Source organism: Blautia faecicola, from assembly GCF_004123145.1.
GTDB classification, from domain to species: Bacteria; Bacillota; Clostridia; order Lachnospirales; family Lachnospiraceae; genus Oliverpabstia; species Oliverpabstia faecicola.
Map to the genome: position 1 here is coordinate 578,107 of NZ_SDKC01000001.1, position 13,913 is coordinate 592,019.

14 protein-coding genes are annotated in these 13,913 nt (G+C 43.0%); 8 read left to right on the forward strand and 6 right to left on the reverse strand.

Annotated elements, in window-relative coordinates:
* Window positions 1-56 precede the first annotated feature (56 nt).
* The 8 genes from ETP43_RS02600 to ETP43_RS02635 all read left to right on the forward strand — a co-directional run bounded on the left by ETP43_RS02600 (window position 57) and on the right by ETP43_RS02635 (window position 7,274).
* Window positions 57-770, forward strand: coding sequence for a hypothetical protein (locus tag ETP43_RS02600; protein WP_005333529.1), 714 nt, complete (start codon window positions 57-59; stop codon window positions 768-770).
* Window positions 771-855: 85 nt separating this feature from the next.
* On the forward strand, window positions 856-1,185 hold the full coding sequence (locus ETP43_RS02605; protein ID WP_022415592.1) for a DUF1648 domain-containing protein: 330 nt from the start codon (window positions 856-858) through the stop codon (window positions 1,183-1,185).
* Window positions 1,186-1,246: 61 nt separating this feature from the next.
* Window positions 1,247-1,480, forward strand: coding sequence for an LPXTG cell wall anchor domain-containing protein (locus ETP43_RS02610; protein ID WP_005333531.1), 234 nt, complete (start codon window positions 1,247-1,249; stop codon window positions 1,478-1,480).
* Window positions 1,481-1,544: 64 nt separating this feature from the next.
* Window positions 1,545-1,919 (forward strand): hypothetical protein, encoded by a 375-nt coding sequence (locus ETP43_RS02615; protein ID WP_330383125.1) that lies wholly within the window; start codon window positions 1,545-1,547, stop codon window positions 1,917-1,919.
* 225 nt (window positions 1,920-2,144) lie between these two features.
* On the forward strand, window positions 2,145-2,819 hold the full coding sequence (locus ETP43_RS02620) for a response regulator transcription factor (RefSeq protein ID WP_005333533.1): 675 nt from the start codon (window positions 2,145-2,147) through the stop codon (window positions 2,817-2,819).
* Entirely contained in the window at window positions 2,792-4,045 is a 1,254-nt protein-coding gene (locus ETP43_RS02625) for a sensor histidine kinase (RefSeq protein ID WP_005333534.1), read from the forward strand. Before ETP43_RS02620 ends, ETP43_RS02625 begins: the two co-directional genes overlap by 28 nt.
* Window positions 4,046-4,140: 95 nt before the next feature.
* The gene (locus ETP43_RS02630) at window positions 4,141-4,812 is read left to right on the forward strand and encodes an ABC transporter ATP-binding protein (protein ID WP_172676439.1); all 672 of its coding nucleotides are present in this window, start codon (window positions 4,141-4,143) and stop codon (window positions 4,810-4,812) included.
* 5 nt (window positions 4,813-4,817) lie between these two features.
* Window positions 4,818-7,274, forward strand: coding sequence for an ABC transporter permease (locus ETP43_RS02635; protein WP_243114164.1), 2,457 nt, complete (start codon window positions 4,818-4,820; stop codon window positions 7,272-7,274).
* Window positions 7,275-7,769: 495 nt separating this feature from the next.
* Here ETP43_RS02635 and ETP43_RS02640 read toward each other — a convergent pair whose 3' ends face one another.
* The 6 genes from ETP43_RS02640 to ETP43_RS16995 all read right to left on the reverse strand — a co-directional run bounded on the left by ETP43_RS02640 (window position 7,770) and on the right by ETP43_RS16995 (window position 13,912).
* Window positions 7,770-8,693, reverse strand: a complete 924-nt coding sequence (locus ETP43_RS02640) for a S1 RNA-binding domain-containing protein (protein WP_023921587.1) — start codon at window positions 8,691-8,693, stop codon at window positions 7,770-7,772.
* Window positions 8,694-8,712: 19 nt separating this feature from the next.
* Window positions 8,713-10,683 carry a VirD4-like conjugal transfer protein, CD1115 family gene (locus ETP43_RS02645; protein WP_022415647.1) on the reverse strand — a complete coding sequence of 657 codons (1,971 nt, stop codon included), beginning with the start codon at window positions 10,681-10,683 and terminating at the stop codon, window positions 8,713-8,715.
* Window positions 10,673-11,779, reverse strand: coding sequence for a hypothetical protein (locus ETP43_RS02650; protein ID WP_022415648.1), 1,107 nt, complete (start codon window positions 11,777-11,779; stop codon window positions 10,673-10,675). Before ETP43_RS02650 ends, ETP43_RS02645 begins: the two co-directional genes overlap by 11 nt.
* 109 nt (window positions 11,780-11,888) lie before the next feature.
* Window positions 11,889-12,590, reverse strand: a complete 702-nt coding sequence (locus ETP43_RS02655; RefSeq protein WP_118710266.1) for a DUF6100 family protein — start codon at window positions 12,588-12,590, stop codon at window positions 11,889-11,891.
* A gap of 6 nt (window positions 12,591-12,596) precedes the next feature.
* Window positions 12,597-13,124 (reverse strand): DUF5697 family protein, encoded by a 528-nt coding sequence (locus tag ETP43_RS02660; RefSeq protein WP_117536971.1) that lies wholly within the window; start codon window positions 13,122-13,124, stop codon window positions 12,597-12,599.
* 257 nt (window positions 13,125-13,381) lie between these two features.
* Window positions 13,382-13,912, reverse strand: coding sequence for a hypothetical protein (locus tag ETP43_RS16995; protein WP_005333547.1), 531 nt, complete (start codon window positions 13,910-13,912; stop codon window positions 13,382-13,384).
* Window position 13,913: the final 1 nt, after the last annotated feature.

Genomic DNA, 13,913 nt, shown 5'->3' on the forward strand with positions numbered 1-13,913 from the left:
TTGATATAGTAATCCTAAAAGCATTATAAAACTAATTCTTAAAGGATGACTATAATATGAAAAAGGGATATGTGGGATTATTGGCATGTGCGTCAGGAATTCTGATCGGACTGGGAATCAGCCGGCTGGATCTGACAGGTTATCTTGAAAAAACACAGGAGCAGGAATATCACCCGGTAGAAAGAAAGGTGCCTGAATCAGTAGAAAGCAAGCTGAAAGATCCAAAACAGTGCTGGCTGTGTGGAAGCGATGAACGGAGTATGATGGATTATTTCCGGAAGTTTGACGATCTGGGAGTGATCTGTACCAATCACTGGTATGTGATGGATATGCATATCCGGAATCATGATGAGGACGGGAATCTTACCGGCCCGCAGGGAAACGGGCATATGGGTTATACCGGGACAGGAGAAGGCGGCTGCTTTTTCCATACGGAGCAGATGTCGGATTACGGGATTTCCGAAGTATCGGTGGATTACGGGGAAGATAGTATCTTCGATGTGAAAAAAGTACAGAACCATCTGTGTCAGGAATGCCTGGATAAGCTGGTGGAAAGCATGGAGGTATTCTGTGAGGAAACGCAAAAACCCAAGCCCCGTGATCTGGTACTGGTGGATTTTCAGACATTGGAGCTGTACGCCATTCAGGAGCATAATGCGGGATACTTTATCCGGGATTATTATGTGGAAATTGAGTCGGAGGAAGATGGGGTGGAAGTAAAGGCATTTTACTGCCCGAAGCTTAATAACGGGAAAAAGGATGGAGAATAAATTGAGGTTTGCATTGGTGAGGAGTATAATGTAAGTACGTGTTATGTATTGGAAAAACTTGAATTTAGCAGAAAGAAGGATTGTTATGAAATTTATCAATACTAGAAAATTCACATGGATAATTTGTATAATAGGATTTTTGCTTGCTCTTGTAAGTATATTTTTCTTACCGAGTATTATTCCAGTACATTTTGCAAATGGGATTGCGGATGATTATGGAAGAAAAATACAAATATTTTTATTTCCTATATTACAAGTGCTTATCACTTTTTTGACTGGACGAGAAAAAGTAAAATATTGCCTGACACATTCAAAAACTTTCTTAACGGACATTCAGTTTAATTGGATGATAGATGGTGTACTTTTATTGGTAATGTTTGCAGAAATATGGGTTATCTATGCTTCATTTGCATAGAAATACTTGCATAACAATTTACATTTGATTGAGCAGATAAAAATGATTTGAGGTGGTAGCAATGAAAAAGCGATTGGGAATCATAGCCGGAATTTTAGGAATTGTATTGGCAGTCATTGGCATTGTACTGAAGCAGAAAGAAAACACAGCCGTTTCTGTTATTGGTGGTGCGGATGGCCCGACTTCTATTTTCATAGCAGGGAAGTTAAATGGTGATAATTTTATTTTTATGATTGTAGTTGGAATTATTTTATTGATTTTGGCAGGAGTTATTTTTTACAAACGTAAGCATTAAGTTACAGTTTTTTAGACTGTGTATGGCGGAAGAACCGGGAAAGTGTAGATATATCATGGGGATTTTGGAAAAAAATAAAAAAAGTAAGGGTACAGCGTTTGTCTATGATGAGAATAATGATTACTATAAGATGGAAATAAACGGGATTGAATTTGTCTGTGACAGTATACATTCCGATTATGAGAAGCATGCAGTTGAACTGGCACAGGCGTATGAGAAAAGGCTGCCGGATATCGTGGATTATCTTATGCCGGATATAAAGGAGATGTTTGGAATTACAAATCCAGATGTAATAGCAAACTCACTAGGAAAGCCGAGTATAGATTTGGATAGAGGAACACTGACTTATCTGGAGCACACAATGGACAGCCTACATATTATTGAAATGGAATTTGACGGTATCTTCACGGCATTCTATAACTCCTGTATTGATGGATAGGACTTTAGTAACATAGAGCTGCAGTTGTCTACAGCTTTTATCCAGACTTCGGATGTTACAGAGAAGCAATCAGAAATGGATTGATCGATTTCTGAAGCAGTATCCGGTGAAATCCTTGAACATATGAAGGAAAAGTATGTATGTTAATTTTATTTTTATTGTAGACAAAAGATAGGACTGATATGATAAAAGAACAGGTTATTACAAATAGAGGTGGAGTATTTGATGCAGAAAATATTATTACTGGAGGATGACTTGAATCTAAATCGGGGAATTGCCCTGTTACTTTCACGGGAAGGGTATGAGGTTCGTCAGGTTTATACAATAAAGGAAGCAAAAGAAGCATTTCAAAAAGGAGATTATGCTCTTGTTATCAGCGATATTACATTGCCGGATGGTACAGGACTGGATTTTGGAAGGATGGTACGTGCAGGTGGAGATACATATCTTATCTATCTTACGGCTTTGGATCAGGAAATAGATATTGTAAATGGTTATGATACAGGGGCAGATGATTATATTACCAAACCATTTTCACTGATGGCTTTGGTGTCGAAGGTGAACGCATTGATGAGACGGCTTTCTAAGGTACAGGCACAGATTATGTCTTCCGGAGAGATTACGGTGCATATGAAAACGATGCAGGTGTATAAAGGGGATGAACCAGTTACTTTAAGTAAGAAAGAATTCTCTCTGTTGCTGTATCTCTGGGAGAATGCAGGACAGATTGTTTCAAAAGAAAGTATCCTGGAGCATGTATGGGATATAGACGGTCAATTTGTCGATGATAATACGGTTACTGTCAATATAAGCAGACTGAAGAATAAACTTGGAACAGAAGAGATAGCGAATGTGAGAGGACTGGGATATATATGGACCGGAAAGGTAAACAAAAATTAAAACGGTATTTTATCGTATATGTAATCTTTGCAGTATTTTTTACAGTAGGAATGTATCTGATAACAAAGTATGAGGAAAATGCGAAAGCAACGCAGATAGCACTGCTCCTTGCAGAACATCCTGAACTGGAAGGGGAAATAGTTGCAATCTGGGAAAAGTCAGGAACAGTAGATTTTATAAGAGACCGGGACGATCAGAAGATAGAAAGAGTCGTACAGATGCTGGAAGAAACTTATGGTTATCACTCAGGGAGTGGATCTTCAGATGTGGTTATAAGGATTATCTGGGGAATTGGATTACTAGTGGGAGTCATAGTATGTAGCCTGTTCTTGTACCTGGACCGAAGAAAAAACTGGAGCAGATACGGTGATGAGGAACAATTACAGCAATTATATGAATGTCTGCAGGAATTCAGAAAAGGAAAATTCCAAACATATCCTGAAGAAACATCAGAATCGGAACAATGGTTAAAGGTGTGGGAATCTGTAAAGGAGCTGGGGCAATATTTCGAAGATTTGAAGGAACGTCTGGAGCAGGAAGAAAATGGTACGAAGAGTCTGATTACAGATATTTCCCATCAGTTGAAGACTCCGCTTGCATCACTCCGGATGAGTCATGAGCTGGTGGCAGAAAATCGGGTTACAGGAGAAGAACAGAGGGAGTTTCTGGAGCAGGAATCACAGGAACTTACCAAACTGGAACAGCTCTTGAATGAACTGGTAAATCTTTCAAGGCTGGAAACACATATGATCCAGATACATTCGCTTCATGAAAGCCTGAAGAAAACGCTAACAGAGGCTGTCAGTCAGATTTATATGAAGGCAAGAGGAAAAGATATTTCCATTCAGGTGGAGATGGATGATGATATAGTTGTGAACCATGATTCAAAATGGACGGTAGAAGCATTAACGAATATCCTTGAGAATGCAGTCAAATATTCACCGGAACATACAACGATTACAGTGAGGACGCAGGAGCTAGCAAGCAATGTGCTTATTGAAGTAGAAGATGAAGGAATGGGCATTCCTGCGGAGGAACTGCATAAGATCTATCAGAGATTTTACCGGGGAAGGAAAGCAAAGGAACAGGTAAAAGACGGAGCGGGTGTCGGTCTGTATCTTGCCAGAAAGATCATAGAAGAACAGGGGGGGACAATAGCAGCCAAAAGAAAGGCTGAGAAAGGTATGATATTTAAAGTGACACTGCCGCTCATAATAGGAGAATAGTCGGAACCCTTACAAAACTGTTATGGTTGTTGTAAGGGTTTTGTAATGCAGGAATGTTATAGTAGGGGTATGAAATGGAAAGGGGACTTGAAGATATGAGTAGTATTTTAAAAGTAGAAGATCTAGTAAAGTATTATGGAGAAGGCGAGAATCAGGTGAGAGCCGTGGATCATACAAGTTTACAGATAGAGAGAGGCAAGTTTACAGCTATCGTAGGACGTTCCGGCTCCGGAAAATCTACACTTCTGCATCTGATTGGAGGGCTTGACAGACCGGATTCCGGCAAAGTATGGATTGATGGAACCGATATCTATTCTCGAAAAGATGATAAACTGGCACAGTTTCGAAGAAAGAAGATAGGATTTATCTTTCAGGATTTTAATCTGATTCCATCGCTGAATGTGTGGGAGAATATCGTTCTTCCGCTGGGACTTGATAATCGCAAGGTAAAGCCGCGGGAAGTGGAAGATATTCTCAAAAAAATCGGACTGCAGGATAAGAAAGATGCGATGCCGTCTGCTTTGTCTGGTGGACAGAAACAGAGAACTGCGATAGCCAGGGCATTGGTGACAAGACCGGCGATAATTTTGGCGGATGAGCCGACTGGAAACCTTGATTCCCAGACTGAGCTAGAGGTTATGAGCCTATTGAAAAGCTGCGTGTCGGATTTCGGGCAGACGCTTATCATGATTACCCATGATGAAACGATTGCCCAGATGGCGGATGAAATGATTATCATTGAAGATGGCAAGGCGGTGAGAAGATAATGAAGATGACGACCAGAGTTGCATATTGCAATATGCGGCATTATAAGAGCAAAAACATACTGATTGGAATTGCCATTATCCTGACAACATTACTGCTGTTCGTAATCCCATCAATCGGAAAAGATATGGTGGAAGTGAACTTTGCGGTAATCAATAAGATTTATCCAACATGGCATGCCCTTTATCGGAACGTGGACGAGAGTACAGTTATGAAACTGGCGGCACATCATGATGTGAAAACTTACGGACTCCGCAGCGATGCGGGGTACATGAATCTGGAAGATGCGACGGTTTCCATGATGTATATGGACAGAACAGGGATGGAACTTTATAAAGTGAAGCTGAAAGAGGGGCAACTTCCGCAGAAAGAAAATGATATTGTGGTTTCAAAAGGAATACTGGAAGCATTAGGACAGAATGGGAAAATCGGTGACACTATCACAGTACCTTATCAGATTCTGAAAGATGACGGACTGGATTATACGAAGGAGAAAGACTTTCGAATCTGTGGTTTTTTAGCAGATAATGAGAGCAGCAAAGAACAAAAACAATATACATCATTGGTTTCAGAGGCCTTTCTGAAAGCGGAGATACCGGTAGAACAGGTGAAATATCGGTTTTTACTTCAGGTGAATGGACAGAAAGGAAATACGACTGCAGATTATACAGAGACGATACAGAATATTGCCAGACAGTTCGGGATTTCCGAGGATGACATGAATATTAATAAAGAGTATCTTGCAGCAAATTATGTGGATCCGGCTACAATTCCGGTGATTGTAGGAATCATGCTTATTGTTGTATTGGCGGGCATTATCACAATTTATAGTGTTTATTATGTATCTATGAACCAGAGGGTTCGGGAATTTGGAAAGTTAAAGGCAATCGGGGCTACGAAACGGCAGCTTAGACAAATCGTACTAAGAGAGGGAATGGGAGTGGCGTTGTTTGCCATTCCGATAGGACTTTTGATCGGAACAGTTGCTGTGAAAGTTGTACTTCTCCAGTTTGTAGAACATGCAAAGGATTCAAACGTACTTATAACAGAGGCATACAAGGTTGTAGCTAAAGGAGAAGTCCAACTTTATTATTGGTGGATTTATCTGTTGGCAATTGCAGTGACTCTGTGTACAGTGTATCTGTCACTGATGAAGCCTATGCGTATGGCGGCGAAGGTATCAGAAATAGAAGCTATGCGTTACCAGGGAGGCAGTAAGCGACAGAAAAGCAGCAGGAAGGGATATCAATTTCTGAATATCGGACGACTGACCAAGAGAAATCTTGCAGAGAATAAAAAGAAGAGTACTATCACGATTGTATCTATGGCCGTTACCGGAATATTTGTCATGATGGTAGCAACGGTGCTGTCTTGTGCAAATCCGATGGAAAGTGCAAAGAGTTCGATTGTGGGGCAATATGAGATTTCTCCAATTGTGGAATCCGGGAATAAAGAGCATCCTGAATATGAATGGGCGGAGGTTCAAAAGAATAATCCATTAAATGAAGGACTAAAGCAGCAGATAGAGGAGCTTGACGGTGTTGAGCGGGTAGATGTGTTTACCGCGTTGAAGGTATCAGGAGGACCTTTTGAAGAAAAAATTGGAACCGAATTTATCAATGGAGTGCCGGAAGAATACGCAGAAGAGCTGAAAAAAGGAATCACTGAAGGCAATGTCACATACGAGGAATTGAAATCCGGGGATAAAGTGATTCTGGACCGCGCGCTACTTCACTGGTATCCAGATATTAAAGTGGGAGATAAGCTGAAACTCAATATTCATGATGGAGATAATACCTTTCAAAAAGAGATTGAAGTGGCAGCAATTGGTGAATATGGAGGAGGTCTGACAAACTATAACTGTCTTATCATGGCAAAAGAAGGGGCAGAGAAACTTACCATAAATAATTCTTCCAGCTATTTTCAGGTGATTGCAGATAAGGATTATGATGAGGCACTGGAAGCATCTCTACAGGCTATTGTGGATGGATCAGGCAGACTGCAGATGCGTACCTGGAAGAATGAGTACGATACATGGGAAAATGCCATACAGATGACTAGAGGTGCATGTTATGCATTTATCATCATTCTGGCAGCAATCAGCATTATGAACTTGATTAACACAATGATCAATAGTGTCCATGTGCGAAAAAAGGAGCTTGGCATGATGCAGGCAATCGGAATGTCGGACCGTCAGTTGATGAAGATGCTCCAGTTGGAAGGTATATTCTATACAGTAGGCACTCTTATTATCAGTATCGGAGTGGGAAGTCTTGCAGGATATCCGTTGTTTTTATATGCAAAGCGTACAGGAATGTTTGATATCAGCACATACCATTATCCGGTAACAGCAGCTATTATTATAATTTTAACATTGTTTGTGATACAGATGTTATTGGCAATATTCATTGCAAAGTCAGTAAGGAAAGATTCATTGATAGAGAGAATTCGTTTCAGTGAGTAAGAATATAAATTTCTGATGTTTAATGCAGATACTAATCAATGTCATAATAAAAAGGGGGACTTGATTTCTCAAATCCCCCAGTGTATAATGAACTCAAGAAAGGTATTCAGATGCAAAATCTGATGCCCTCAGTTAAATTTTATATTCTATGTATAAGTCATAGCATCCAAAACTTTCCTAGGGTCGTGGATGCTATTTCTTATTATGTCGATCTATATAAGTCAAAGCCGCAAAAATTACCAATAGTAAAGTCAATACTTCCATTGTATTCATGGGCATCACCCTCCTTGGATACTAGAGGGCAAAATCGAAATGCATCCGTCTTTCCGGTTCAGTAATACCGAATCAGTATAACACGTTACCGTTTTCAGTACAATAAGGTAATGGTCTGAAAAATACTTTATTCTGTCACCTTATGTAGCTGTATCGTGAGTATTTGCTGGACTAATTGGTGCTGTATATGAAAAAAAGCTATTTAAAAATAAGGTGGAAGCCTTATATGGTCTGCTTGATGATGCGGGTGATGATGCCGAGGGCAACATTACGCTCTTCATCAATATGCGTCACCACAAAGGATACCTGATCCTTTTTCCCGACTGTCCGGCTGTCATAGCAGGAGTGGGCAATGGCATTGACACCGATGGAGAGCCGGACAAAGACGGTGCCTTTATGGATGTCTTCCACAGTTCCGGCGTATTTTCCCTGAATCTTACATTTTTTCATGTTTTCCTTGCTGGTGTTGCCTTCCACACTTTTGACATCTGCGTGGACAATGACCTGCTCCGGTGAGTCTGCCCGCACATCCAGGATGCGTACCAGGATGTGATCGCCTACCTGGAAGCGTTCTCTGGCATCACCCATCCAGTCGAAGGACAGGTCTCTGGCAAGAATGGAGGTTTCCACACCGAAAATTTCTGCCCGGACTACCTTTTCCGCAACAGCAATGACTCTTGCCTGCACGATACGGTCTTCATAAACTTTCGGCATTCCGGAAGCATCTTTATCCAGATAGAAGATCTGGCGTTTCTTCAGCATCGCTTCTTTCCGGCTGGCGACAATGCTGCGTGTCTTCGGATCTAATCCCTTAATCAGAAAATCAATCTCACATCCAAGCATATTGTTGAGGATTTTGTTCTGCCGCAGAGCAAGCTCCCCATAATCGTGTGCTTCATCCTGCATGAGATGGATCATCATCTCAGTTACTGGGATGACAGTACGGAAATCCTTGTAGTAAACCACGGCAATGAGGCTGCCGTTTTCTGTTTTCTCGATACCGCCAAGCATTCCGGTTAAGATCCGGCGGGTACGGTAGGCATTCTGGATCTCATGCCAGGTAAGGTCTGAAATGGACTGGGCTGTTTCCAGCTTCGCATCGGAATCCAGAGTTAAAATAGGTGTGTTGGTTGTTTCGTTTGGCATCATAGTGTCTCCTTTCAAATTATGACATGATAGAATCTTTATCTAAAGGAACCATGTCTGTGTGATCCGAATAGTTATCTGCTGAGAAGTCATCCGGGAAATCGTGATAGCCAGGTTCCTGATAAACGCTTTGCTGGTCAAAGTGCGGTTCAGCTTTTTTCTTTTTCTGCTTTCCATAAGAAGCGGTTTTTTTCGGGTGGGAAGCAGGAATAGTTGGAGTGTACGTATATTCTTCACTACATGCTCCTTTTCTCCATTCCGGAATATGTTCGGAAGCCTTCCGGGGAATGAGTTTTTGGGCATCCGGGTGCAGGGTGTAATCGTATTTTTCTACCTGCAGTACCTTCTGACCACGCAGGATAATCAGTGCAGTATCCAGCGGGAGCCGCAGGATCTCATCCGGAGTTAAGAGCTTTCGTTTCCCGATGGATCTGGTCTGGCGGTATTCCGGTGTATAATCGGATACCCTCCAGCTATTTAATTGTTTGGCTTCGCTGCTGACACCAACGGTCACATCACCGGAGCGGTTAGAGATAAATGTAGCAGTTACCTCATCCGTACAGCCTAAAAATAGCTGAGTGTCGCAGTTCCCGATGATTTCCTGCCATTGGTTTAAGGGATACCGGTTCTGCATCTGAGGCAGGTTTTGGAAAATGCAGGAAATACTGAGGTTTCGACTTCGGATCACGGAAATCTTTTTGTTGAGCGATAGGATTGCTCCCGTATTCGCCAGCTCATCAGCCAGGATATGTACCGGAACCGGCAGTTTTCCATCTTCCCCATAGGTGTCTGCATAACGGACCAGTTTGATAAATACGAAGGTCATAAACAGGGAAGAAAGAAAATCAAAAGTGCTGTCTTGATCCGAAGTGATGCAGAAGTATGCACATTTTTCTTTTCCCGGCAGCGTCAGGTTGATCTCATCATAGGAAGTGATCTGGCGGATCAGCTTGTTCTGGAATACCTGAAGTCTGGAACCGAGTCCGATGATGACGCCGGAACGTACCGTGTCACTTGCCTGCTTATAGATGCAGTAGGGGACTTTTGCCGGATGGGAGACCGGAAGCAGGTCAAAGAGGCTGTTCAGTTCTTTTTCCGAACTCATGGTCAGGAGTTTGTATACCTGTCCGATATTCTTTGCCTCCGGTGGGAATCCCTGATCCACATAGAGAATCAGAGCTTTTAATAAGTTCATCTCGGCATTGTCCCAGAAGTGATCGCCTTTGGCAGAACCGGTATTCTGGATGATGACATCAGCAAATACCTGTGCCATGGTTTCCTGTCCGCCAATTTCACCCAGACAATTCCAACTATCCGAGTTTTCCGGGTTTACAAGATTAAAGGATTTCACGATATATCCGGCATTCTCAAGGTAAGTGGCTGTACTTTCGTACAATTCCGATTTTGGATCGGTGATGATGAGGCTTTCCCCGCGGGCAACACACTGGAAGATCATGTTGCGTGCAAAGGCCCGGCTTTTCATGGAACCGCTGGCACCGTAAACGGCAATATTCCGGTTCATGCGGGTATCCTTCGGGAGACAAACGGCTTTTCCGTTCAGTTTTCCAAGAATGGTTCCCTTGTGTTTCTTGACATCATTCGTAAGCTCCAGTACCTGATGCATTTCCTCCAAAGTCATAAAACCGGAAGTCCCATAGGTTCCCTTTGTGGAATAATTCAGGTTCCGGCCCCGGTCTGTTATTTCCCCGTTTCGGTCAAATCCCATACGCATGAGAAGGAAGGTCAGGAGTCCAAAAGCTGCCAGACATAGAAAAATCCCATACAGATTGTACGGGAAAGCAGTCAGGGCATCCAGACAGGCGAGCGGGTGCGGGGAGGGGATCTGCGGGGCAGTTCCGTTTCCGGCAAAATTGCCGGCAGATTCCCAGGTCTGATAGTTGCGGATAAATTGAGCAACATAGCCTCCTGCATAGAGGGTGCAGAAGGTGATCGGAAGCATATAAATGAGCTTCCACCATTTACGGTTCATGTAAAAACCCCCTTTTGAATTTGCAAAGGTCAATACTGGAGAAATGGATTGTGGCAGTTAAGTATTTTTTCAGGACCGGAATCTGAAAATCGAAACAGATCAGGTTCCCGGATCTGCCGTATACATTTAAGCCGGTATTGAACCGGTTGATTCGCTGCATGTCAAAATCATAAGCAAGAAGGATGGGGTTCCCGGAAGCATCCGTGGCATCATGTTCCAGTGGAATTGAATCGCTGCGGCAGCCCAGATCGGACAGCAGGAGGTTGTCCAGCTTTTCCATGATCTCAGGGTGAACCAGCAGTTTTAAAAGCACTTCCCCTTCCGGAGTATTGGGAAGGTAATGGAAATGCTCGAAGGAGGTGTCCAGCATAAACAGGCTCTTTTTGTAGCCTCCGGTACTGGTAAACAGCCGGAAAGCCATTTCCATGTCGGTTCCGGTCATGATTGCCCGGATCTGTGGATGTCCGTTGTAAGGGTAGCCTTGCAGGTAATGCTGCAGGAAGGCGTTTAAGCGGACTTCCGTTCGATATTCCCATTTCAGGACTCCGTTTCCCGTGTTATAAAGGACATAGACACATTGCGGTGCCATCAGGATGCCCATGCTGCGGGAGTTCCTAATCTTCGTGGTCTCCGGGCCCAATTCCTTAATTTCTCTGGAAGCGTAAAAAAGAGGAAGGCTTCGCATACCGATGGAACCAGCTTCGCGGTGATTACAGAAGATGTCAGGTTTTACATCCGGATAAAAGGGAATCCCGGCATGAAGGAGTGTCAGATACGTTTCGGCTTTCTGATGTAAGCGGATACGTCGGGATACTTCACTTCGGATGAGGTTCGTCTCGGTATTGCCGGTCAGATAGCACTGGAAGCGTAGCGGCGAGACAGATAACAGCATCTCTTTCGCAGCTTTTGTAAGACGGTAGCCTCTGAGAGCATCCCGGTAGTGGGTACGGATGAGGTGTTCCGCCTTCAAATCCGTAATGAGTTTTTCCGCATAGGAGGCACTTGGGATGAGTCTGTTTAGCTGGTCTGCGGGAAATTCCCCGCACATCCCTATCATTTCCAGTAAGCGGTATTTCGTAGTGTCAGGTCTTATCAAATAAGCATCACCTCAATTCAGTTCTTACCCATGCAAGCCTATACTTGGGTAAATCTCCGGTGGTTTGGAGATAAAAAAAGCAAGAAAACAAAGTTCCCTGCGGTGGTTCTTACCGATGTCGGATTTCTGCCTGAGAAGTCAGGAGATTTTCCGACATGCTTTCGTGATGATTTTTCTGGTTCTGCAGCCATTTCGGAAAGTCAGCTTTTTCCATAACCGATACCAGTGTACAGTCCTTTAAGCCAAGCTGTGTCGTGTAGTAGGAATCACAGAAAAAGCCGCTGTCATCTGTCAGAACATAAGTACAAAGTGTATCCAGAATCTGTTTAAACTCCAGATTGTCATAATCCCGGATACGTCTTTGAGGAAGTTCCCTGTCATATATTTGACTGAAGCATATCATGCAGTCACGATAGAGGGGCAGGGCATTTTGTTTTACATACTCCCGAAGCATATAATTAAGCGGTTCATGGAGAAATGCAGTGTTTGTGTGGACTCTTCGTTTCGGAAGCAGTCCGGGAAGCGTAATGGTGAGAATCCCCTGCTGTTCTGCAATCCGGATTCCCTGTGCATCTGCCGCTTTGGGAAGATAAGCTGCTTGATTTGGGGAGAGAGCCGGACAGACAAGGTTACGCATCTGGCAGGCAATCCGCTCCGCTCTAAGAGCAGCACTGACGCTCAGTTCCTCAAAATTTTTATCATAATTCTGGATATCAGTGACCTTCAGAGCGTAAACGGTATTCGTCAGTTTTTGCAGCTCCCCTTCCAGTTTTTCAAGCCGCTGGTAAATGGTTGGTGTATTTTGCGTCATAATAACCTACTTTCTCATGTAGTAACTGACAGCACCGGATTCATTTACAAGGCAGTAAGCGGCTACATCATCAATGGTGATTTTGGCAGCCTGGCTTTCGGATTCTAAGACAATCAGGCGCTTGGAACCATTTGATGGGATACTTTCCATCACATGATTAATCAGAGCCTCCTGTTCTTCACCGATATAGATGATTTCGTATTGTTCATCTTGCGAAAAGAAATTGAGCTTGATTGGAAATTCGCCACTGGTGTGGTATACAATACCTTTCTTAAAATCCAGCAGTACCCAAAAGCATGTAATTATAGCATAGTCAGGATTCTCAGCAGACTGCTGGCTGTCACAAAGAAGGTCATGCTCTTTATCGTAAATGATGCGCCCTTGTTTGATGAGGCTGGTAACCAATGACTTGATAGACTGCTCATGTCGGGAGAAAAGTTGTAAAACCTGGTCATACTTCAGAGTATGGTAAGTGGTAATGAACCGTAAGAGCTTGGCTCCCTCTCCTTGATAGATTTCGTTCCTTGTTTTCATGATTGACTCCCTTCTATATATAATAGGAAACTTTATACGTATGGCTGTACGTACAGAATACATTTGGTATTGTAAGTATAGTGTACGTACATAGTACATATGACCTGCTGTCAGCGATTGAATTTACAGGTACAAAAAAAGCACCATCTATGGGTGCTGGAAATAAGGAAAACTATAAGCAATACCTATTGTAGCATGGGTAAATTTACGCTTCAATCGCAGAAGCAGGTCATTTCTGTGCCATTTTATGAGCGATGCTATTCCGGAAAGAACTTGTTGAGCGTATCCAGTGTTTCTTTTGCAGTAAATCCCCAAAGAATGGTACTGAGTGCTTCAATCGCAGCCCTGCGTTTCCGGTAATAGGTGCGGTAGGAAATATTGGTGATGTGGTGAGCCAGCTTATCCAATATCTCATCTGTATTTTTCATTTCCTGTGGAGAGAGAAAAGCGTAGTAGAGAATCCAGTAATACTGTTCTCCATGCTTGTGATTGTTCCGGAGGAGATCGATGGATGATTCCAAAAGCTTCAGCATCTGGTTGCTTCTGGCAATACTTTTTGCCCGTTGTTCGATGTCACTTCCGGTAAGATCAGCACCGGCTGCATAGATGGAGTCCAGAAATTTGTCGATGTCATTGTCATACTGGAGCTTAAATTGGTGTTCCATCTGGTGTACGACTACCTTCAGGCTGTAGGTTGCATCCCGGTATCTGCGTAAAAACTGGTAGGTGTCATGGAAACGTGGATCTTCTTCCGGGGAAGGAAACCCCTGTGTGTTACGGTTTGCCATG